The organism is Pseudoduganella sp. HUAS MS19, from assembly GCF_053615455.1.
The window spans coordinates 1,495,058-1,516,481 of record NZ_CM132133.1; the positions used below are offsets into that span (position 1 = coordinate 1,495,058).

The following is a 21,424-nucleotide window of genomic DNA, read 5'->3' on the forward strand; positions in this document are numbered from 1 at the left end:
TTAGCCTGGGAAGTTTTCTGGGATCTTGGCCGCTGCGCGCGCCGCGGCCGGGGAGATCATATTGCGACGGATCAGGTCCGTCAGGTTCTGGTCCAGCGTCTGCATGCCGACGCTGTTGCCGGTCTGGATCGAGGAATACATCTGTGCGATCTTGGCTTCGCGGATCAGGTTGCGGATTGCCGGGGTACCAATCATGATCTCGTGCGCGGCGACACGGCCCGAACCGTCCTTGGTTTTGAGCAGGGTCTGGGAAATGACGGCCTGCAGCGATTCGGACAGCATGGCGCGCACCATTTCCTTTTCTTCCGCCGGGAACACGTCGATGATACGGTCGATGGTTTTCGCGGCCGAGGAGGTGTGCAGGGTGCCGAACACCAGGTGGCCGGTTTCCGCCGCCGACAGCGCCAGGCGGATGGTTTCCAGGTCGCGCAATTCGCCCACCAGGATGGCGTCCGGGTCTTCCCGCAGCGCCGAGCGCAGCGCGTTGTTGAACGACAGCGTGTGCGGGCCCACTTCGCGCTGGTTGATCAGGCACTTCTTCGATTCGTGCACGAATTCGATCGGGTCCTCGATGGTCAGGATGTGGCCGTACTCGTTTTCGTTGAGGTGGTTGATCATCGCTGCCAGCGTGGTCGACTTGCCGGAGCCGGTCGGGCCGGTCACCAGCACCAGGCCGCGCGGCTTCAGTGCGAAGTCGGCGAAGATCTTCGGCGCATTCAACTCTTCCAGCGAGAGAATCTTGGAAGGAATGGTACGCAGCACGGCTGCGGCGCCGCGCTCCTGGTTGTAGGCGTTGACGCGGAAACGCGCCAGGCCAGGAATGGCGAACGAGAAGTCGCATTCCAGCATCTCTTCATATGCCTTGCGCTGGCCATCGTTCATGATGTCATAGATCATGCCGTGCACGTCCTTGTGCTCCAGCGGCGGCAGGTTGATGCGGCGCACGTCGCCGTGCACGCGGATCATCGGCGGCAAGCCTGCTGACAGGTGCAAGTCGGATGCCTTGTTTTTAACGGAGAATGCGAGAAGTTCGGAAATGTCCATTTATAATCCCTGTGCTTTTTCAATAGCCAAAAAGCTTGGCCCTGTCTCATTCGATTATGTCCACAATAGCCCACAACTTGCAAGTTGTTACTGAAGCAATTAACGTTGCCGCACGCGAAGCGCGGCGCGCGCCCAACGAAGTGCAGCTGCTGGCCGTTTCCAAGACCTTCCCGGCACAGGCAGTTTTCCAGGCGGTGCTGGCGGGGCAGCGTGCTTTCGGTGAAAACTATGTGCAGGAAGGTGTGGACAAGATCCACCAGCTGGCCAGAATGCGCGGCTGCACGCCGTTGGAGTGGCATTTCATAGGACCAATCCAGAGCAATAAGACGCGTCTTATAGCCGAAAACTTCGATTGGGTGCACACGATTGAACGCGAAAAGATCGCCCAGCGCCTGAGCGAGCAGCGGCCGGCAGGCCTGCACCCCATGCAGGTGTGCATCCAGGTCAATACCAGCGGGGAGGCCAGCAAAAGCGGCGTGCTGCCCGCCGACGCGGCAGCGCTGGCCCGTACCGTGGCCGCATTGCCGCGTCTTGTCTTGCGCGGCCTGATGGCCATCCCCGAGCCGGAAGACGATTTCGACAGGCAGTGCGCGGCTTTCCGCGTGCTGCGTGAACTCTACGATCAACTGCGCGCCGAAGGCATGGCGCTCGACACGCTGTCGATGGGCATGTCGGCCGACATGCGCGCTGCCATCCATGAAGGGGCGACCATTGTGCGCGTCGGCAGCGCCATTTTTGGCGCCCGCGACTACAACAAAGGATAAGGTGATGAAGATTGCATTTATCGGCGGCGGGAATATGGCCGCTGCGCTGATCGCCGGCCTGGCCGGCAAGCTGACGCCTGGGGCGAATATCCACGTGGTGGACCCGAACCCGGCCTCGCTCGAGAAGCTGCGCCAGGAATACGGCGTGAGCGTGGCGGACTCGGCGGGCGAGCCGGTGGCGGCAGCCGAAGTGCTGGTGCTGGCGGTCAAACCGCAAGTGATGCATGAAGTGACACAGCAATTGCTGCCGCTGCTGCAGGCGGCGCAGGCGGCCGGCCGTTCGCCGCTGGTGCTGTCGATCGCGGCCGGCATCCGTGCTGCCGACCTGTCGCGCTGGCTGGGCGGCTACCAGGCCATCGTGCGTACCATGCCGAATACCCCGGCCCTGATCGGCATGGGTGTGACCGGCATGGTGGCGTCTTCCGGCGTCAGCGCCCAGCAGCGCGACGCGGCCGACCAGATCCTGCGCGCCGTCGGCAGCACCGTATGGCTGGACGATGAAGCGAGCATCGATGCGGTGACGGCCGTTTCCGGTAGCGGGCCGGCTTATGTGTTTTACTTTATCGAAGCAATGCAGCAGGCGGCCGAGGAACTGGGACTGACTGCGCAACAAGGCAAGGAGCTGGCCCTGGCCACCTTCAGCGGCGCGGCCCAGTTGGCGCTGCAGTCGCCTGACCCGGTGCCGGTGCTGCGCGAAAAAGTGACGTCGAAGGGCGGCACCACCTACGCTGCGCTGGCCAGCATGGAAGCGGGCGGCGTCAAGGCTGCCATCATTACTGCCGTCAAGGCCGCCGCCGCGCGCGGCAAGGAGCTGGGCGAGCAGCTCGGCGCAGCCGGCTAAGGGGCGTCAGGCCGGCGCCAGGCTGGCTTTGGCGGCAGTTTGGGCCAGGCTGGCCAGCAGTGCCGCCAGTTCGCTTTCCACCTCGGCGAGCAGCGGCGGGATGCGCTCGATCTTGCCGCCATCGGCCAGCATTTCGACCAGGCCGCACAGGGCGCTCAGTTCGCGCGCACCGAACAGGCCGGCGCTGCCTTGCAGGCTGTGCGCGTTCAGGCTGATGGCCGCCATATCGGCACACTGGATGCCTTGCCGGATGGCGGCCAGCTGGCGTGGCCCTTCCTGCATGAAGGCGGCGCAGGCGGCTGGGCTCAAGGCGCGGGCGGGGACAGGCGCGGCGCTGGCGCCGGCGGTGCCGAACATGGCGTCAAGCTCGGCCTGGCGCGGCGCGTGCAGCAGCAAGCCGGCATGGCGGCCGATCTCGGCGTGCAGGTTCGCTTCGTCGATCGGCTTGGGCAGGAAGCCATTGGCGCCGGCTTCCATGAAGCGCTCGCGTTCTTCGGCTGCCGCATTGGCGGTCAGCGCGATCACCGGTATCGACGGCTGGCGCACGCCGGCCGCACCGGCGCGCAGCAGGCGCAGGGCGGCAATGCCGTCCATGCGCGGCATGCGGCTATCCATGATCACCAGGTCGAAGTCGCGCTCCGCCAGGCGCGCCAGTGCGGCGGCGCCATCTTCCGCGATGGTGACGGCGTGACCCATTTCGCCCAGCAGTTCGCGCAGGATGATCTGGTTGGTGCTGCCGTCTTCCGCACACAGGACCTGCAGGCGCGCCGCATGCGGCGCGCGCGTTTCCAGCACCCGCTCGGCTGCCGGCTGGCCCGCTTGAAGCGGCAGGCGCACTTCGAACACGCTGCCGGTGCCGCGTTCGCTGCGCACCTCGATCGTGCCGCCCATGGCGTCGACGATGTTCTTGCAGATTGCCAGGCCCAGGCCGGCGCCGCCGTATTTGCGCGACGTGGCGGCATTGGCTTGTTCGAATTTGCGGAACAGGCGGGAAATAGCATCGGGCTCGATGCCGATGCCGGTATCGCTGACCGCCAGCGCGATGCCGCCGCCTTGCGCCACCCCGGCAGTCATCCGCACTTCGCCGCGCTCGGTGAACTTGACGCCATTGCCGACCAGGTTCATGACTACCTGCCGCAGCCGCACCGGATCGCCGCGCCACCAGCGCGGCAAGGCCGGGTCGATCTCGGCCACCAGCGAAATACCCTTGGTTTCGGCGCGATCGGCCAGCAGCGCCGCCACGTCGCGCAGCAGGGCAGGCAGATCGAAGTCGATGCTCTCGAACGGCATCTTGCCTGCCTCCAGGCGCGAGAAATCGAGGATGTCGTTAATAATGTGCAGCAGCACTTCGGCGTTGCCCAGGCCGATGCGCAGCTTGTTGCGCGTTTCCGCCGACAAGCTGCGGTCTTTCTTGGCCAGCTGCAGCATGCCGATCACGCCGCCCAGCGGGGTGCGCACCTCGTGGCTGATCATGGCCAGGAATTCCGATTTCTGCTCGTTCGATTCCTCGGCCGCCTTGCGCGCGGCCGTCGATTCGCGCAGCTCCAGGTCGCGTGCCTGAAGGGCGGTAACCTGCTGCTCCAGCGCTTGCTGTACCGTGCGCTGGCGCGCCAGTGCCCCGTCCAGGCCATGCAGCAGGTAGGCGCAGGACACCACCAGCACTGCTGCCACCAGGGTGAAATTGAGCGATACCAGCGACCAGTGCATCAGCATGCTGACAAAAACATTGCTCAAGCCCGGATCGATGCCGCCAAAGTAGCCCACCACGAACAGGGTGGCGCTGCACCAGAGCAGGGCGGCCATGGCGGGCCGCATGCCGAGCAGCACGGTGCACAGGATCGGCACGGCGAGCAGGTAGGGCTGGACCAGCGGGCCCACCGAGAACAGCTGGACGACTGCCAGCAGGTAGCTGATGGCCAGGAATGCCAGGGCGCGGAAACGGAAAGAGGGGGAGCGGCAGAAATACAGGGCGCCGACGCACAGCAGGGCGACGATATCGCTCACGATCAGCGGCCAATGGTTCATCTTCATGCTGCCGACGACACTGGGCACTGCTACCAGCAGGCCAAGGAAGAAGGCTACGGCGCACAAGCCGTTCAGCAGGTTGTCGCGCCACGACTGCAGGCATTCGGCCTGTTCGTTCAGGCCGTCGAGCCGCCGCGAGATGAAATCCCCCGGCCCGTCGTACTGCGCGGGCCGGTCCGGGTTGGCGGGAGAACTCTTGGCGGGGACGAACATTGCAACATAAAAGTTTTAGATAAGGGGTTGATTTTACTATAACCGTCACATGTTCAAGCGAAGTTCGACCCCGACCTGGCGCGGCGAATTGACCATCGCATAGGGCGTACCCAGCAAGCCTGTGGTCATATTGCCAATACTGGTCACGTAGCGCTTGTCGAAAAGGTTGTTGGCATACAACGCCACCGCCCATTGGTGGCTGGCCGCTTCATAGCCGGCGCGGAAGTCGGTGCGCTGGGTGGCGCCGCCCACGCGAAAGCGCGGCGTGGTGAGGCAGGCACCCTGCAGCGCATCGGCATTGCAGCGGGTGGCGCCGGTGTAGGCGTGCTGCAGCGTGAAGTTCAGGTCGCCGCCCGCCACATTGCGCACCCAGTAATCGGCGCCGAGCGCGGTGGTCCACTTCGGCGTGCCGACCGGCTGGCCATCGAGCCGGATGCCGTCGCTGGTGGTGAAGGTCTTGTAGGTCTGGTCGATATAGGCGGTGCTCATGTTCAGACGCAGGTCGCGCACCGGCTGCCAGCGCATCTCGAAGTCCAGGCCGTGGGCTTCCTGGTCGCTGCTGGTGACCTGGTAGGTCGGAATGGCCGAGCCGTTGTTCACCAGGGCCAGCGATTGCAGGTTGCTGAACTTGTATTTGTACAGCGAGGCGTTCACCAGCAGCTTGTACTGGCGGTAGTAGTTCTTCATCCCGATTTCGGCATTCCACACCTTTTCCGGTTCGTAGGTGGCGTTCACCTGCAGCGCGTTGAAGCCGCCCGCCTGGTAGCCCTTGGCGAGCGAGCCGTAGACCATCATGTCGTCATTGAGCTTGTAGTCGAGCACTGCACGCGGGCTGGTGTCGTTCCACTTGTTCTTCCTGGAGAGCGGGGCCGTGCCGGCTCCGGCGCTGGTGAACTCGATGTTCTGGGTCATCGCGCCCAGCGCCATCATCAATTGTTCCGGCGTGAGGGCGCCCATGGCGACCAGTGCGTCGAAGAAGCCGAGGTTTTGCAGGCGGTCGATGCCCTGGTCCAGGCCAGCTGCGGTGCGCGGCGGGCTGTACCAGCTAAAGCGCTTGTCGTCGCGCGTGTAGCGCACGCCGGTGGTCAGGTTCAGCTTCGGCGCCAGGTGCCAGATGACGTCGCCGTAGATTGCGCTCGCCTTGAAACGGCCTTCGACGTGCATGTTCTCCTGCCACGGGTTGCCCAGCAGGCCGGCAGGGATGTCGACGGCCGCGGCTGCCCCTTCCAGCAGGCTGAAAACGGGGAAGCTGGCGACGTTGCCGAAAATGGTGTCCAGGGTGTTGGTGTTGGTGTTGACCTGGCTGGTCTGCTTCGCCTTCTCGTGATAGAAACTCAGGCCGGTCACCCAGTCGGCCGGGCCGGTATTGCCGGACAGGCGGAACTCCTGCTGCCAGCTTCGGTTGCGTTCCGAATTTTCCGTATCGACGTAATGGGTCGGCAGCCTGGTGCCGTCGTTGTCCTGCCGGTTGCGCGAATCGAAGCGGCGGTAGCCGGTGGTGGCGTTCAAGGTGGCCCAGCCCAGTGGCACTTCGATGCGCAGCGTGCTGCCCCTGAAATCGCGCGTTTCGCCATTGTTCATGGCATCGTTATAGACCGGCGCCGTGCGCGGATCGAGATAGGTGGATGGATCGGACGGCACCACCGGCACGCCGGCCACCAGGCCGATGGCGGGACGCGCCATGTGGTCGAGTTTTTCCGCTTCCACCGCCAGCAGCACCTTGGCGCGCGCCGGGGCATCCCAGCGCAGGGTGGCGCGCACGCCGTTGTCGGTACCGTGCTGCAGCCTGGCGCCGGTAGCCGCATCTTTCAGCCAGCCGTCGCTGCCGTGGTGCACGGCGGTGATGCGCAGCGCCGTCGTGTCGCCGAGCGGGGTATTGGCCAGCAACTCCACGTTGCGTGTGTGGAAGCGGCCGTAGCGCAGGCGCGCTTCCAGTTCCTTGTCGCGGCCCGGCTCGCGCGTCACGACCGAGATGGCGCCGGCCGCGCTGTTGCGGCCGAACAGCGTGCCTTGCGGCCCTTTCAATACTTCGATGCGCTGCACGTCGTTGAAGTTCATCACTGCGCCGCCGGTCTTGCCGGCGTAGACGCCATCGATGTACATGCCGACCGGGGCATCGGTGCCGATGCCGAAATCGCCGGTGCCGATGCCGCGCAGCGACATCGAAGGCTGGGTCGGCTGCTCGGCGCTGACCGACAGGCCGGGAATATAACCGTTCATCTCGGCCAGGTTGGGAGCGGCCAGCTTGTCGATCTGGTCGGCGCCGATGATCTGCAGCGCGATCGGCACATCCTGCGCCTGCTGCGTGCGGTTCTGTGCAGTGACGACCACCACATGGGTTTCTTCCTTCGGCGCCGGATCGGCGGCCATGGCAGCGCCGTTGCAGACGAGCAGGGCGCTGGAAATGCTGGATGACAGGACTTTCTTGCGCAGCTTCATGTGGTCTCCTCGTTATTGTCAGTTGCAGCTTTCCTTCATCGATGCAATCCATTGGCGGATCAGGTCCACGCCTTCGCTGTGCGAAGTCGTGCGGCCCAGCTCCGGCATCATCACGCCCGTTTCGCTGGACTGCAGGCGGAATACGAAGATCGAATCATCGGGCTTGCCGGGATTGATGCCGAATGCGTTGCCGCCGGTGCCGGCGCCTGCCGCCACCGGCGGTTTGCACAGGCCCAGGTGCCGGTCGGCCGGCGCGCCGATTTCCAGGTGCAGGGCAGTGGTGTTGGCGGTGCCCTTGTTGTTGTGGCAGTGGGCGCAATTGATGTCGAGGTAGGCGCGGGCACGGGCATCGATCGACTGCGCCTTGTCGCGCCAGTCGACGTTGCGTGGCACATCGGCGGCGACCGGGGCCCCGCTCAGGTAGCCTGCCTGCGCCATCTTCTCCAGCTGGCCGTCCAGGTTGATGTGGCGCGCCTTCAGGCCAAGTGGCTCGAATTTCTTACTTTTCAGGTCCGCCACGTGGCAGGAGGCGCACTGGTTCACGTTTGGCACCACATAGGTGAACTTCTGGCGGCCCCGGGCCGACACCAGCTCCATCGGGACCTGGTCGCCGGTACGTTTCAGTTCGGCCTCGGTCTGCGCCTCGTTCCACACATAGGGCAGGGCGATCCAGCCGGCTTCGCGGCGCACCAGCAGGCGCGTTTCCATCAGCCGGACCTTGGCCAGGTCGAGCGTGGCGTCGGTGCCGTTGTCGTCGGTCGCCAGCACGGCCTTGCTGCGGCCATCGCGCGGGTAGTAGAAGGTCTTGCTGATGATGGTCCCGACCGGAAAGTCGAAGGCGGTGTCGGGCTGGTAGGCGGCCGACACGCCCTTCGGCATCCACACCGTGCGCAGCTTGTGGGCATAATCGCTGAACAGCGGCGTATTCAGGGTATAGGGCAGCACTTCCTTGTTCAGCACCAGGCGGCCCGCGCTGGCGGCCATCAGCCGCCATTCGCTGAGCTTTTCAGGGCGGCCTTCGGCGATGAACTTCACGGCTTCGGCAGGCGGGGCAGGGTTGCGGGCGCAGGACGCGAGAGCGAACGCGCACGCCGCCATGCCGGCCGCCCACAGCGGGCGGATAGCAGGAACGGCAAGCTTCATCAGGATTGCGAGCTGAGTTGAGGGATGGTGACCGGCGGCAGCTTGTCCAGCTGGCAGCGGTGCGGGGCCGAATCGGCTTTCGGATTCTTGTACTTGTTGGGGCCATCGGCATTTAGCACTTCGGCACCATCCTGTACGCAGATGCGCGCTTCGGCCGGCATGACGCCATTCCTGGCCAGTGCATGGTCGGCGTAGCCGTCCCATAGCACGTCGGGCAGGTGGCCGGACAGGCCGTACAGTGCCACTTTCAGCGCTTTCAAATCCAGTCCGTCGGGCGCATCGCCGCCGCCCTGGAAGCGGTTGCCGTAGACATAGATCGCCTTCGGATACGGGTCGTAATCCTTGGCCACGCCCTTTTCGGTGAAATAGCCGGTCGAGTGGTAGCTGGAAATGATGATGTTGGCGGTCCGGTTGTTGCTGATGTCGTTGTCGAAGATCTCGACCTTCGAATTCGAGTTGATCACCACGCCCGAACCGGCCGGCACGCTGGCCACTGCCGTGCCCTTGGCGGCAAAGTTGCCCAGGTTGTTTTCGGCGACCTTGTTCCTGAACACGCGCGTGCTGTGGCCCGGCTGCTGCAGGTTGGGCATATTGAACACCAGGATGCCGCCCGTATTGCCGGTGGCGACGTTGTCGTATACGTCGGCGTTGATGGTGTTCTCGATTTCGATGCCGGCCACATTGGCTTCGGCGCGCGAATTACGCACCACCACGTTGTGCGACTGGCCGACGTAGATGCCGGCGTCCGACGCGGCGATGGCCACGCAGTGTTCGATCAGCACATTCTGGGTCTTGACCGGATAGATGCCGTAGGCGCCATTGGTCACTTTGGAGCCGCCGGTCCACTGCACCTTCACGCTGCGGATCGTGATGTGGTCGCCGTCATTGATCTTCAGCCCGTCACCCTTGGAATCCTCAATGGTCAAGCCTTCGATGGTGAAGTTGTTGCCGTAGACGAGCAGGCCTTCCGGCCCGGTTATTTGCGGCTTGAAGGACAGGATGGTCTTGTCCATCCCGGCCCCGCGTATGGTCACGCCATCGGCGCGCAGCTGCAGCCCGCTGGTGAATTGGTACTTGCCGGCCGGGATCTCGATTACCGAGCCGGGCTTGGCGTCGAGCAGTTGTTCCTGGAGTTGCTTCTGGAAGGCAATGTCGGCAGCCGAAGCCGGCGCCGGCAGTGAAGGCGTCGTCTTGTAGCAGGCGGAAAGCAGGCCGCACAGCGCGAGGGCGCCGATGGCTTTATACATACATGTCTCCCATTTATTGTTGTAGGGATGCAGCAGCGCAGCCAGTATATCTGTCCATTGTTGAAATGTTATGTGCAAGATCGGCCAATTCTGCTGTTAGTATCGGCCAGGATGAGAGCGCCAGTTTCTATCGCCATTTATGTGGGGGACGACTGCTGGGGGGGCCTTGCCCTGCTGGCGCGCGAAGCGTTTGCCATTGCCGGCACCCTGCATGCGCGCAATGCCGACTTGCGGGCCGCGGAACTGTTCCGGGCGCGCCTGGTGGCGATCGGCACGGCGCCGGTGCGCTCCTTCACCGGCCCGCCATTGCAGCCGGAGGCCACGCTGGCCGACATGCCGGTGCCGCACGCCGTGATCGTGCCGCCCTACTATCTGCCGCTGGCCGCGCGCCAGCCGATCGCACCGGCGCTGCGCGCCTGGCTGCTGCAAGCCCATGCCGCCGGCGCGGTGCTGGTGGGCATGGCGGGCGGCGTGCGCATCCTGGCCGAAACCGGCCTGCTCAATGGCCGCGAGGTCACCGGCAACCTGTCCGATCAGCGCGTTTTCGCCCAGCACTATCCGGATGTGCGCTTCAGTCCTGACGTGCCCCTGGTGATCGACGGCAGCATCATCAGCGCCGGTTCGGTCAATCCCTGCCTGGACGCCTGCAGCTACCTGGTCGGCCATTTCCATGGCGACGCGGTGGCGCACAAGCTTTCGCGCTACACCAATCCGCCCAGCCAGCCGAGCGCGGGCCATCTCGCCCTGCGCAATGCCGGACTGAAACAGCATGGCGACCAGCGCATACGCCAGGCGCAGGAATACATCGAGCGTTGCTTCAAGCAGGATTTGACGGTGGAGGGCGCGGCGCAGCGTACGGCCATGAGCGTGCGCAATTTCTCGCGCCGCTTCCAGCATGCGGTGGGCATGCCGCCGCATATCTACATCGCGCGCTGCCGCGGCGAGTATGCGAAGGAATTACTGGCCCGGCCTGGCCTGTCGATGCTGCAGGTGGCGCTGCAATCGGGCTTCCGCACGGAAGCCATGCTGCGCCGCACCTTTTCCCAGCTGTTCGGCCTCACGCCGAGCGCATATCGCGCCGGTGCCGCTCAATCGCCGGCCAGGTATCTGTAGTAGATCGCCTGGAATCGGCCGCTTTCCTTCAAATGCTTCAGGCCGGCGTTGAAATCGTCGCGGATAGCCGGATCGCGGAATACGGGGCGGTAATCCATCGGGTTCAGCTTGACGAAAGGGTGCTCCGCCACCGGCCTGGGCTTGAAAGACCTGTTTAGTTTCAGCTGCAGCGTGAAGTATTTGAAGATGTTCCGGTCGCTCAGGACCACGTCGTATCGTCCGCGATCGAGCGTCAGCACCTGCAGCGCCTGGTCGTTCTGCTCGTAATAGCGGCCGGCCTTGCGCACCGCATCGAGCCACTCGGGATAGCGCCGGGACGCGCCGACGAAGGCGATCACGGTAAGGCCCTGCAAATCTTCCGGCCGCGTGATCGTGAGGTGGCGCTCCTTCAGCGTAATGAAGACGTTGTCGTAAATGACGGCAGGATTGCCATAGTTTGCGCCCCAGCTGCTCATGTCCTCGCCCAGGTCGGTCATGGCGGCGTCCACTTCGCCGGCCTTGAAGGCGACCGGAATGCGGGCAAACGAGTAATAGCGTGGCTTCAGCACGTGGCCACGGAAGGCCAGCGATTCCCGCATCACGTCGAGCTCGATCCCGGAATCCGTCTCGGGGAAACAGAACGGGGGAATCTTTTCACCAAAAGCCATGCTGACTTCGGCGGCCACGGCTGCCTGCATCCATACCGCCAGCACGGCAGCGGACTTGCAAATGCCCAGGCCGGGAAGCTTATCGCGCCGGTTCACGAGCGCCCCTTGGTGGAGTAGTGGATTCCACTTTGTACCCCGGCGCGCGCCGCAATGCAATGCAAAGCCTGCACAGTGTTTTGCTTTCGCGACAGGATCGGCGCGCGCCAGGAGGGCGCGCTGGCCGGACAAACCGGCCAACGCCAGGCGCTGGCAATGCCGTCTACGCCAGCGTCGATGGCGCCAGGCGCATGCCGGCCGGCGCGTTGCATACGCCGGGCGGGCTGGTGTTCGATCCGGACCTGCCGCCCGCCATTTCCGACTTTCGCCTGTCGACCTTACGCTGCAGGGAAGTGGTCCGGCAGTCCGACCGCTTCCGGCAACGGGAGCAGGACATGCTGCAGCAACTGCGTGCCAGTTATGGCATTGGCGACGCCAAGCGCAACGGGCGCTAGCGGCGCGCGATCAGCAGGCCGACAATCACACCGATGGCGGCGCCGGTGGCGACCGACTTCCACGGATGGTCATGCACATAGTGGTCGGTGGCCTGGGCTGCCATCTTGCCGCGGGCGATCATGCTGTCTTCCAGCTTCAGCAGGTCGCGCTTGGCGGTGCGCAGGGTATCTTCGAACTTGGCCTTGACCATGCCCAGGTCTTCGGAATTGGCCGTGGCGGCATTGCGCAGCCAGGTTTCCGCATCCTGCACGGCCTGTTTCAGGTCGCCCATCAGCTTTTCGCGTGCTTCCGCGCTTTCGTTGTGGCTGTGGCTCTTGCCGTTGGCAACGCCGCCGCCGTTTGGTTTTGCGCTAGTTTGTGGTGTCTGGTCCATGATCGCCTCGTCTCAGTGAACAGCACTCGGAGTAAATTCCAGTATAGGTCAGCGCAGCGCGTAGTCGAGCGCAATACCTGCGAAGACAGCGGCGCCGAGGTAGTTATTGTGGCGGAAGGCGGCAAAGCAAGGCGCACGCTCGCGCCCGCGGATCAGGAAGTAGTGGTAAATCGCGCAGCCAGCCGCGCCCGCCATGCCCAGCAGGAAGGGCCAGCCCAGGCCGAAGTGCCGGCCCACCGCCAGCAGGATGGCCAGGTGCACGCCATAGCAGAGCATGATGGCGGCCACGTCGAAGCGGCCAAAGGTGATGGCGGACGTCTTGATGCCGATTTTCAGGTCGTCGTCGCGGTCGACCATGGCGTATTCGGTATCGTAGGCCACGGCCCAGAAGACATTGCCCACCAGCAGCAACCAAGCCACCGGCGGCACCGTGTTTTGCACGGCGGCGAAGGCCATCGGCATGCCGAAGCCGAAGGCGATGCCGAGGTAGGCCTGGGGGATGGCAAAGAAGCGCTTGAAGTAGGGGTAGGTGCCGGCAATGAGCAGTGCCGCCACGCTCAGTTGCTTGACCAGCGTATTGAGCGGCTGGATCAGGAGGAATGCCAGCAGCGACAGGCCGGCGGCAATCAGCAGCGCTTCCTTGCCGCTGACGCGGCCGCTGGTGATGGGGCGCTCGGCAGTGCGCTTGACGTGCCGGTCGAAATCCTGGTCGGCATAGTCGTTGACGGCGCAGCCGGCCGAACGCATCAGGAAAGTGCCCAGCGAGAAGATCAGCAGCAGCTTCCAGTCCGGCACGCCGCCGGAAGCCAGCCACAAGGCGGCCAGGGTCGGCCACAGCAGCAGCACGGTGCCGATCGGCTTGTCCAGCCGCACCAGGCGGAAATAGAGTTCGAGTTTGCTCAGGGGTGGGGTAGTCGCATGCATCCCGGCATTTTACTCTGCATGCCCATTCAGCATGTGGACGCCGGGCAGTTGGCAGTCGGCCACCGCGGCCACGATGGCATCGATGGCGGCCTTGCGCGTAAAGCTCTTGCGCCAGACGATCACCACGCGCCGGTTCGGCTCGGGATTCTCGAAATAGCGGAATGCCAACATGCCGTCGCGGCCTTCCATGTCCGGCACCGAGGCGCGCGGCAGCACGGTCAAACCAATGCCGCTGGCCACCATGTGGCGGATGGTCTCCAGCGAGGAGCCCTCGAAGGTGCGCTGCATGCCGTTGCCGGGCGAGGAAAAGCGCGCCATCTCCGGGCACACTTCCAGCACCTGGTCGCGGAAGCAGTGGCCATTGCCCAGCAGGAGCATGGTTTCGCTTTTCAAGTTTTCGGCCGGAATGGCCACGCGCGCGGCCCAGGGGTGGTTTTTGGGCATCGCCACCACGAACGGTTCGTCATACAGGGGCTGCACGGCCATGCCGTGTTCCGGTAGCGGCAGCGCCATGATGGCCGCGTCCAGCTCGCCCTGGCGCAGCATTTCCAGCAGCTTGACGGTGAAATTCTCTTGCAGGATCAGCGGCATCTGCGGCGTGGTTTCAATCATCCGCTTGACCAAAGGCGGCAGCAGGTAGGGACCGATGGTGTAAATGACGCCCAGCCGCAACGGGCCGGCCAGCGGGTCCTTGTTCTGCTTTGCCAGTTCCTTGATCGCTGCCGTCTGCTCCAGCACCCGTTCGGCCTGGGCCACGATCTGGGCGCCCAGTGGAGTGACGGAGATTTCCGCCCCGCCGCGCTCGAACAGGACGACGCCGAGCTCGTCTTCCAGTTTCTTAATTGCGACAGAAAGGGTAGGTTGAGCAACAAAACACGCCTCGGCGGCATGGCCGAAGTGTTTCGCTCTGGCAACTGCTACGATATATTTGAGCTCGGTCAGTGTCATGAACCCATTTGAACACAGTTGAATGCCTTGTTGCAATGCCGTGAATGGGGGAGCGCACTGGCTATAATGACCTGCAAAACCCTATAACGAGGCGAATATGTCTTCCACACTAGGCCACGAAGAAGCCCAGTCGTATATTTTTAAATTGCTGACGGCCATGCACCAGGTCGGCGGCTCCGACTTGTTCATTTCGGCGGATTTCCCGCCCAGTATCAAGTCGCAGGGCTCGATGCGCGCCCTGAGCCAGCAGCGCCTTACTCCGGACGTGACCCGGGCCCTGGCGTACGCCATCATGAACGAGAAGCAGCGCCGCGAGTTCGAAACTGAACTGGAGTGCAATTTTGCGATCTCGCTGCCCAATGTCTGCCGCTTCCGCGTCAATGTCTTTGTGCAGCAGCAGGCGGTGGGCATGGTGTGCCGCACCATCGCTTCCGAGATCCCGAATTTCGAGAAGCTGGACCTGCCGGAAGTGCTGAAAGAAGTGGTGATGACCAAGCGCGGCCTGGTGCTGGTGGTGGGCGGGACCGGCTCCGGCAAATCGACCTCGCTGGCGGCCATGATCGACTACCGCAACCAGAATTCGGCCGGCCACATCATCACCGTGGAAGACCCGGTCGAGTATGTGCACAAGAATAAGAACTGCCTGATCACCCACCGCGAAGTGGGTGTGGACACCCTGTCCTGGCACCATGCGCTGAAAAACACCCTGCGCCAGGCACCGGACGTGATCCTGATCGGCGAGATCCGCGACACCGAAACCATGGAACATGCGATTGCTTTCGCCGAGACCGGCCACCTGTGCCTGGGCACCCTGCACGCGAACAATGCGAACCAGACCATGGACCGCATCATCAACTTCTTCCCGGAAGAGCGCCGCAACCAGCTGCTGATGGACCTCTCGTCCAACCTGCGCGCCATCGTCTCGCAACGCCTGATCCGCACCGAAGACGGCAAGGGCCGCAAGGCCGCCATCGAGATCCTGCTGAACACACCGACCATCTCGGAGATGATCTTCAAGGGCAATTTCCACTCGATCAAGGAAATCATGGCCAAGTCGCGCGAACTGGGCATGTGCACCTTCGACCAGGCCTTGTTCGAACTCTATAATAAGGGCTACATCGCCTACGAGGAGGCGCTGCGCAACGCCGACTCGACCAACGGCCTGCGCCTGCAGATCAAGTTGCACAGCAACCGCCCACCGCCGGATGCGGCCGCGCCGAGCGTCGCCGCGCCGAAATCCTCGGGCGGCCTGAGCATGCAGCTGGATGAAGAAGAGGAAGAAGAAGGCGAATGATCGAGTTTGAAAAGAAGATGTGCGCGCGCGAGGAACTGGCCGCGCGGGTGGCGGCGCTGCCGAAACCGGTGGTGATGACCAATGGCGTGTTCGACATCCTGCACCGCGGCCACGTGACCTACCTGGCGCAGGCGCGCTCGCTGGGCGCCTCGCTGGTGGTGGCGGCCAATACCGACGCCTCGGTCAAGCGCCTGGGCAAGGGCGACGACCGCCCCCTGAACAATTGCGAAGACCGCATGGCGCTGCTGGCGGCGCTGGAGTCGGTCAGCCTGGTGGTGCCCTTCGACGAAGACACGGCGCTGGAAGCGGTGCTGCAGGCCAGGCCCGAGATTTATGCCAAGGGCGGCGATTACGATATGACCGCCATCCCGGAAGGGCAGGCGGTGCTGGCTTACGGCGGCAAGGCGGTGGCCATCGATTTCGAGCACGACCGCTCGACCACCAAGCTGCTGGCCAAAGTGCGCATGTTTGGAAAATAGGAGGCCGTCATGGCTTTTGGTGTGCTGCTGACCGACGAAGGCGTGGCGGAACTGGGCGCCACGCTGAAGGATTACCTGTCCGACGGACCTTCCGGCAAGTTCCTGCCCTGCAAGGAGGCCAGTCCCGACCGCAGCTTCTTCCACCTGATATCCGAGGCGCGCAATGCCGAGGGGGCGATGGTGGAAGTGGAGTTGTACATCCCCAACCGCTACATCAAGCTGGTGATGTCGGGGCTGGAGCGCAAGCACATCGGCTTCCTCTGATTTTTGTGCGCTTTAGTGCTGCAAGATCGTGATCTTGCCGTCCGCCTCCAGGAAAGCGTATTTCATTTTCTCAAGCGGGCAGTCCGCCTCGCGCAGCGACTGCTCCAGATCGCTTTCCGCGACATGATTCCGGCGCAGTGCTGCCTTGAAAACTTTCCCGTCGCGCCCCAGCAGCACGGCGCTGCCTTCCATCAGGTCGGCGGCTTTCTTGCTGCGGGCGGTGATGAAGGCGATCGCCACGTTGAGAGCGACCAAGGTTAGCACCACGATCAAGCCGCCAGCGACCGAGTCATCGCCGCCGGTCAGGCCGGGCGATACCGATTCGCTGAGCAGCATCACGACCAGCAGGTCGAATGGCGTGAACTGGCCAATGGTGCGCTTTCCGCTCAGGCGCATCATGATGAGCAGCACGCCGTAGATCGCGATGCCTCGCGCGATATATTCCCACCAGGGCAGGTCGAGATCGAACATTGCCGCCTCCTTCCCGCCCGGTTATACGACGATTCACCGGTGCCCGCCCACACGCTTCCTGTTGTCAATCCCGCTGTTGACGCGCTTTGATTGTTGTTGCAAAATAGCTAATCTTGATACATGGAAAGTAAACAATGCAAAAAGCGCTTGCTGTACTGGGTTTATGTGGCTGCCTGCTGCCGGCCGTGGCGCAGTCCGACGAACTGGATGACTTCACCGACAAGCTGTTGAAGATCGCCCCATCGACGTGCTACGCGGAGGCGGCCGTTATTTCAGGGAACCACTTGCGGCGCATCGTACCGGATTTGCTGCTGGACGGTGTCCGCGAGGGGGCCAAGCTTGACAAGGCTTGGGGCGGCGGCAACGAAGACTATCGCCAGGCCCGCGACGTGGTGGAAATGGCTCTGCAAGATGAGGAGTTGAACAATGGGCCGCTGGTAGACTTCGGCTTGCACAAGCTGGTGCGCGATGCAGCTGACAAGTGGTCGCCGACCGAGCGGGCAGAATACCTTGCCTTCCTGAAGCAAAAGGGTGGGCGCCTGTATTGGGATTCGCTGATTGACGGTGCATTCTGCGCCGCGGTGATCGAGTCGGTGACCGTGAGACTGCCCCATCCGCTGTCGCCGGGCGAGGAGAAAAATCGCGCAGGTGCGCTGAAGACCGACGCGGACTTGCGCATGATGGCGGCGGATGTGCAGGCAAACCTGCTGCCGAAAGACCAGCGCGCCAAAATCAACAAGCTGGGGCCGGGCTTCATCAAATCGCTCCAGGATGCGTTTGGCGCGGCGAATATGGCCTACGGCCCACGTGCAGGCAAAGCGATTGAGCCCGTAGTGCCGCAGTTGATGAAGTTCACAGCCGGCTACAAGCAGTAAGCCAGCGCCCGTTCAGGCGCCGCCGGCATAGCCGTGCTGGCGCCAGGCTTCAAATACCACCACCGCAACGGTGTTGGAGAGGTTGAGGCTGCGGTTACCCGGCATCATCGGCAGGCGAATGCGCTGTCCGGCCGGGAACGATTCGCGGAATTCGGGCGCCAGGCCGCGGGTTTCGCTGCCGAACACGAATACATCGCCCGGCTGGAAGGCCAGTTCGGCGAAGGGGCGCGAGCCGTGCGTGGTCATGGCGAAGATGCGGCTGGTGTCCGGCTGCACCTGGGCCAGGAAGGCTGCCCAGTCCTTGTGCACTTTCATCTGCGCGTACTCGTGGTAATCGAGCCCGGCGCGGCGCATCTTGGCGTCGTCCAGCGGGAAGCCAAGCGGCTCGATCAGGTGCAATTGGGCGCCGGTGTTCGCGCACAAGCGGATCACATTGCCCGTATTGGGTGGGATTTCCGGGTTGACCAGCACTACATGAAACAAGTTCTTCTCCTAATTCGTGTTCGGGGGCGTGCGGGCGAATACGTAGTTCGTTACGCGCGCTGCGCCGTGGCGCTTCAGCGTCGCGGCTAGCTCCTGCAATGTCTGGCCGCTGCTCATGACATCGTCCACCAATGCGATATGCCGGCCTTCGACCAGCGCCCGGTCGGGGATGGCGAAGGCGTTCGCTATATTGGCATGGCGCGCGCCGTGCGGGGTACTGCTCTGGGCCTGCGTATCGCGCACGCGTACTGCCAGCCTGGCATGGACGGCGATGCCGAGGGCCTTGCCTAGCGGGCGGGCGATCTCCAGCGCCTGGTTGAAGCCGCGCTCGGACAGGCGCTGCAGGCCAAGCGGCACGGGACAGAGCAGGGCGGGGCGCGGGTGGCGGCCGGCGCCGGCACGCTGCACCGCATCCGCCAGCAGGCCGGCAAACAGGCGCGCCAGCGCGAGCTGGCGGGCGAATTTTAACTGAAGCACGAGGCGGTCTACCGGAAGGGCGTAGTCTGCAGCCGCCACCGTCGCGTCGAAGGCGGGATGCTCGGCCAGGCAGCGGCCGCACGGCACGCTGCGCGGCGGGGCCTGGTCGGCGCCGGCCAGTGTGGCGGCGGTCGGGGCGATTGCTGGGGCGGGCGGCAGCGGATTGGCGCAGATCGGGCAGCGGGCGACGGCGGCGGCGAAGAATTGCCGGTGGCATCCGGGGCAGAGCAGGGCAGGGCCACTGGCGCCGCACAGGACGCAATTACAGGGCAGCAGGGCGGCCAGCAGGCCGCCGGCAATCGCACCAGCCATCGCAAATCCCCGCGAACGAGTAAACTGCCCGGATTATCCCATTAAAGAGCCGTATTAAATATGCAAGTCCCAGCAAAACCGCCGAAATTAAGCGCTCCTATTGACCTGGATCGAGTCCGCGCCCTGTTTGCCGACCCGGCGCGCGTGGCGGAAGCCGATTTCCTGCGGCGCGAGATCGCCGGCCGCATGCACGAACGCCTGCAGCTGGTCAAAGTGAACCCGCTGCGCGTGGTCGATGCCGGCTGCGGCACCGGCCCGGATTTGCCGGCCTTGCAAAAGAGCTATCCGGCCGCCCAGATCCTGGGGGTCGACACCTCCCCGGCCATGATTGCCGCTGCGCGCGGCCAGGCCGGCAAGTCGGGCCTGAGCCAGCTCATTGGCAAATTGTTACCAGCAAAGTCCGGCATTGACTACCTGTGCGCCGATATGGCCGACCTGCCGCTGGCACGCAACAACGTCGACCTGGTCTGGTCTAACCTTGCGTTGCACTGGCATCCGCAGCCGGACCGCGTGTTCGCGGAATGGCACCGGGTGCTGAAGGTGGGCGGCCTGCTGATGTTCTCGTGCTTCGGCCCGGACACGCTGCAGGAATTGCGCACGGCCTTTGCCGATGTCGACCTGGCGCCGCACACGCTGCCCTTTGTCGACATGCACGACTTCGGCGACCAGCTGGTGGAAGCCGGCTTTGCCGAGCCGGTGATGGATATGGAAAAGATCACGGTGACCTACGACAGCGCCGACAAGCTGCTGGCCGACGCCCGCGCGCTGGGCGGCAACCCGCTGCAGACGCGCCGCAAGGGGCTGCTCGGAAAACAGGCCTACCAGCGCATGCTGCAAGGCCTGGAGCAGCAGCGCCGTGCCGACGGCAAGCTGGCGCTGACGTTTGAAGTGATCTACGGCCATGCCTTCCGCCCGGCCCCGAGGGTAACCAGCAGCGGTGAAGCGATCATCCGTTTTGACTTACCAAGGAAGCCTAAAAAATAGGCAGGTAAGGGCGCAGTAACTTGCGTATACCACAGCCAGGGGTGTGCTGCCCTTGATGCAGGACATGTTCACTGAGTATAATCATTAGCTAATTTTGCCAGCACTTCGCCTAGCCGAGCGCAACAAGGCGGTCCAGGCCAGGCAAACATGGCAGCAAAGCTACTGGTGATGTGTGGTCATCGGGAGTGTTTTTCAAGGTTCCAGCACAGTATGGCCGCGAATTTTTTCGCGCTGGCTAGGCTCGGAGCCTTTAGGTGTTTAGCGTGTGGCGGGATGCCGGCTAAGCCGGCCTGGCGCACAAAAATTTTCTTTATTTTTGGGTGGTTGGGGAAAACATGAAACTTGCGAAGCGACTTCAATCGTTGATGCTCGGCTTGGCCGTCACCGCCGCGGCAATGCCGGCGTGGGCCGAGCCTGCGGCGACAGCGGCCGGCGACTACACGGCCAAGACCGGTGGCACCGGCGGTCCGATGGTCAACCAGTTGAACCTGCAGGCTCCTGCAACAAAGATCGCTGAAAACATCTATGACCTGCACACCTTGATGATGGTCATCATCATGGTCATCTTCGTCGCCGTGTTCGGCGTGATGTTCTATTCGATTTTCAAGCACCGCAAGTCGGTCGGCCACAAAGCCGCCACCTTCCATGAATCCACCGCCGTCGAAATCGCGTGGACCGTCGTGCCTTTCCTGATCGTGATCGGCATGGCCCTGCCGGCAACCAAGACCGTGGTTGCGATGAAAGACACCTCCAACGCCGACATCACCATCAAAGCCACCGGCATGCAGTGGAAATGGGGCTATGACTACCTGAAGGGCGAGGGCGAAGGCATTTCCTTCGTTTCCAACCTGTCCACCCCGCGCGCCCAGGTGGGCAACCCGGGCGAAGAATTCACCGGCAAGCGCAACGAAAACTACCTGATGGAAGTGGACAACGAAGTGGTCGTGCCAGTGGGCAAAAAGATCCGCATCGTCACCACCGCCAACGACGTGATCCACGCCTGGATGATCCCGGCCTTCGGCGTCAAGCAGGATGCGATTCCCGGCTTCGTGCGCGACACCTGGTTCAAGGCCGAATACACCGGCACCTTCCGCGGCAATTGCGCCGAGCTGTGCGGTAAAGAGCACGCCTTCATGCCGATCGTGGTCAAGGTAGTGACCGCCGAAGAGTACACTGCCTGGGTCGACGGCAAGAAGAAGGAAATGGCTGCCCTGGCAGACGATCCGAACAAGACCTGGACCATCGACGAACTGAAGACCAAGGGTGAAAAAGTCTACACCGCCAATTGCGCAGTCTGCCACCAGGCAAACGGCAAGGGCGTGCCGAACGCCTTCGCCCCCCTGGACGGCTCCGCAGTCGTGAACGGCCCGAAAGCCGAGCAGGTCAAGGTCCTGCTGCATGGCCAGAAGACCGGCAAGTTCCCGTCCGAGATGCCGGCATGGAAGCAGCTGTCCGATACCGATATCGCGGCTGTCATCACCTACACCCGCAACACCTGGTCGAACAAGCCAGCGGAAAACATCGTCCAGCCAGCCGAAATTGTGGCTGCACGCGCCAAGTAATTAGGAGCAT

General features: G+C 63.5%; 22 protein-coding genes. 10 read left to right on the forward strand and 12 right to left on the reverse strand.

All coding sequences use genetic code 11. From position 1 onward, the window contains the following. Window positions 1-1,044, reverse strand: a complete 1,044-nt coding sequence (locus ACWBU6_RS06970; RefSeq protein ID WP_452648096.1) for a type IV pilus twitching motility protein PilT — start codon at window positions 1,042-1,044, stop codon at window positions 1-3. A 56-nt stretch (window positions 1,045-1,100) separates the two neighbouring features. Between ACWBU6_RS06970 and ACWBU6_RS06975 the strand changes: the two genes are divergently transcribed. Then, window positions 1,101-1,808 carry a YggS family pyridoxal phosphate-dependent enzyme gene (locus tag ACWBU6_RS06975; RefSeq protein ID WP_452648097.1) on the forward strand — a complete coding sequence of 236 codons (708 nt, stop codon included), beginning with the start codon at window positions 1,101-1,103 and terminating at the stop codon, window positions 1,806-1,808. Between the two features lie 4 nt (window positions 1,809-1,812). Next, window positions 1,813-2,649, forward strand: a complete 837-nt coding sequence (gene proC / locus ACWBU6_RS06980) for a pyrroline-5-carboxylate reductase (protein ID WP_452648098.1) — start codon at window positions 1,813-1,815, stop codon at window positions 2,647-2,649. Between the two features lie 6 nt (window positions 2,650-2,655). Here the strand turns inward: proC and ACWBU6_RS06985 are convergent, their stop codons facing one another. Genes ACWBU6_RS06985 through ACWBU6_RS07000 form a run of 4 tightly spaced genes read right to left on the reverse strand, consistent with a single transcriptional unit; the run spans window position 2,656 to window position 9,716 of the window. Further along, a complete protein-coding gene (locus ACWBU6_RS06985; RefSeq protein ID WP_452648099.1) occupies window positions 2,656-4,887 on the reverse strand; it encodes an ATP-binding protein in 2,232 nt (743 codons plus the stop codon). A 45-nt stretch (window positions 4,888-4,932) separates the two neighbouring features. Beyond that, window positions 4,933-7,326 (reverse strand): TonB-dependent receptor, encoded by a 2,394-nt coding sequence (locus ACWBU6_RS06990; protein WP_452648100.1) that lies wholly within the window; start codon window positions 7,324-7,326, stop codon window positions 4,933-4,935. Between the two features lie 18 nt (window positions 7,327-7,344). After that, on the reverse strand, window positions 7,345-8,469 hold the full coding sequence (locus ACWBU6_RS06995) for an SO2930 family diheme c-type cytochrome (RefSeq protein WP_452648101.1): 1,125 nt from the start codon (window positions 8,467-8,469) through the stop codon (window positions 7,345-7,347). Continuing rightward, on the reverse strand, window positions 8,469-9,716 hold the full coding sequence (locus tag ACWBU6_RS07000; protein WP_452648102.1) for a parallel beta-helix domain-containing protein: 1,248 nt from the start codon (window positions 9,714-9,716) through the stop codon (window positions 8,469-8,471). Before ACWBU6_RS07000 ends, ACWBU6_RS06995 begins: the two co-directional genes overlap by 1 nt. A gap of 111 nt (window positions 9,717-9,827) precedes the next feature. Here ACWBU6_RS07000 and ACWBU6_RS07005 point away from each other — a divergent pair, with 111 nt between their 5' ends. Beyond that, window positions 9,828-10,829 carry a GlxA family transcriptional regulator gene (locus ACWBU6_RS07005; RefSeq protein WP_452648103.1) on the forward strand — a complete coding sequence of 334 codons (1,002 nt, stop codon included), beginning with the start codon at window positions 9,828-9,830 and terminating at the stop codon, window positions 10,827-10,829. Here the strand turns inward: ACWBU6_RS07005 and ACWBU6_RS07010 are convergent. After that, complete coding sequence (locus tag ACWBU6_RS07010) at window positions 10,805-11,572, reverse strand: substrate-binding periplasmic protein (protein ID WP_452648104.1); 768 nt, start codon at window positions 11,570-11,572, stop codon at window positions 10,805-10,807. The genes ACWBU6_RS07005 and ACWBU6_RS07010 overlap by 25 nt on opposite strands. A 20-nt stretch (window positions 11,573-11,592) precedes the next feature. Between ACWBU6_RS07010 and ACWBU6_RS07015 the strand changes: the two genes are divergently transcribed. Then, the gene (locus tag ACWBU6_RS07015; protein ID WP_452648105.1) at window positions 11,593-11,967 is read left to right on the forward strand and encodes a hypothetical protein; all 375 of its coding nucleotides are present in this window, start codon (window positions 11,593-11,595) and stop codon (window positions 11,965-11,967) included. On the opposite strand, the gene ACWBU6_RS07020 is transcribed toward ACWBU6_RS07015, so the two are convergent. From ACWBU6_RS07020 to ACWBU6_RS07030, 3 genes are read right to left on the reverse strand one after another with little or no spacing between them, the layout of a single operon-like run. After that, window positions 11,964-12,341: a DUF883 family protein gene (locus ACWBU6_RS07020; RefSeq protein ID WP_452648106.1), complete on the reverse strand. Its 378-nt coding sequence runs from the start codon at window positions 12,339-12,341 to the stop codon at window positions 11,964-11,966. The two genes, ACWBU6_RS07015 and ACWBU6_RS07020, sit on opposite strands and share 4 nt — an antisense overlap. 48 nt (window positions 12,342-12,389) lie before the next feature. After that, window positions 12,390-13,244 carry a 4-hydroxybenzoate octaprenyltransferase gene (gene ubiA, locus ACWBU6_RS07025; RefSeq protein WP_452649537.1) on the reverse strand — a complete coding sequence of 285 codons (855 nt, stop codon included), beginning with the start codon at window positions 13,242-13,244 and terminating at the stop codon, window positions 12,390-12,392. Between the two features lie 30 nt (window positions 13,245-13,274). Continuing rightward, window positions 13,275-14,213 carry a hydrogen peroxide-inducible genes activator gene (locus tag ACWBU6_RS07030; protein WP_452648107.1) on the reverse strand — a complete coding sequence of 313 codons (939 nt, stop codon included), beginning with the start codon at window positions 14,211-14,213 and terminating at the stop codon, window positions 13,275-13,277. A 97-nt stretch (window positions 14,214-14,310) separates the two neighbouring features. Here ACWBU6_RS07030 and ACWBU6_RS07035 point away from each other — a divergent pair, with 97 nt between their 5' ends. From ACWBU6_RS07035 to ACWBU6_RS07045, 3 genes are read left to right on the forward strand one after another with little or no spacing between them, the layout of a single operon-like run. Beyond that, window positions 14,311-15,507 (forward strand): PilT/PilU family type 4a pilus ATPase, encoded by a 1,197-nt coding sequence (locus ACWBU6_RS07035; RefSeq protein WP_452648108.1) that lies wholly within the window; start codon window positions 14,311-14,313, stop codon window positions 15,505-15,507. After that, entirely contained in the window at window positions 15,504-15,986 is a 483-nt protein-coding gene (locus ACWBU6_RS07040) for an adenylyltransferase/cytidyltransferase family protein (protein ID WP_452648109.1), read from the forward strand. The genes ACWBU6_RS07035 and ACWBU6_RS07040 overlap by 4 nt, the downstream gene beginning before the upstream one ends. 9 nt (window positions 15,987-15,995) lie before the next feature. Then, window positions 15,996-16,250, forward strand: coding sequence for a hypothetical protein (locus tag ACWBU6_RS07045; RefSeq protein ID WP_452648110.1), 255 nt, complete (start codon window positions 15,996-15,998; stop codon window positions 16,248-16,250). Between the two features lie 12 nt (window positions 16,251-16,262). Here the strand turns inward: ACWBU6_RS07045 and ACWBU6_RS07050 are convergent, their stop codons facing one another. Further along, window positions 16,263-16,721, reverse strand: coding sequence for a DUF421 domain-containing protein (locus ACWBU6_RS07050; RefSeq protein ID WP_452648111.1), 459 nt, complete (start codon window positions 16,719-16,721; stop codon window positions 16,263-16,265). Window positions 16,722-16,855: 134 nt separating this feature from the next. On the opposite strand from ACWBU6_RS07050, the gene ACWBU6_RS07055 reads away from it, so the two are divergent. Next, the gene (locus ACWBU6_RS07055; protein WP_452648112.1) at window positions 16,856-17,596 is read left to right on the forward strand and encodes a hypothetical protein; all 741 of its coding nucleotides are present in this window, start codon (window positions 16,856-16,858) and stop codon (window positions 17,594-17,596) included. Between the two features lie 12 nt (window positions 17,597-17,608). On the opposite strand, the gene trmL is transcribed toward ACWBU6_RS07055, so the two are convergent. Further along, entirely contained in the window at window positions 17,609-18,079 is a 471-nt protein-coding gene (gene trmL / locus ACWBU6_RS07060) for a tRNA (uridine(34)/cytosine(34)/5-carboxymethylaminomethyluridine(34)-2'-O)-methyltransferase TrmL (protein ID WP_452648113.1), read from the reverse strand. A gap of 9 nt (window positions 18,080-18,088) precedes the next feature. Next, the gene (locus ACWBU6_RS07065) at window positions 18,089-18,868 is read right to left on the reverse strand and encodes a ComF family protein (protein ID WP_452648114.1); all 780 of its coding nucleotides are present in this window, start codon (window positions 18,866-18,868) and stop codon (window positions 18,089-18,091) included. 60 nt (window positions 18,869-18,928) lie between these two features. Here ACWBU6_RS07065 and ACWBU6_RS07070 point away from each other — a divergent pair, with 60 nt between their 5' ends. Next, window positions 18,929-19,852: a methyltransferase domain-containing protein gene (locus ACWBU6_RS07070; RefSeq protein ID WP_452648115.1), complete on the forward strand. Its 924-nt coding sequence runs from the start codon at window positions 18,929-18,931 to the stop codon at window positions 19,850-19,852. 335 nt (window positions 19,853-20,187) lie between these two features. Further along, on the forward strand, window positions 20,188-21,414 hold the full coding sequence (gene coxB / locus ACWBU6_RS07075) for a cytochrome c oxidase subunit II (RefSeq protein WP_452648116.1): 1,227 nt from the start codon (window positions 20,188-20,190) through the stop codon (window positions 21,412-21,414). The last annotated feature ends 10 nt before the right edge of the window (window positions 21,415-21,424 follow it).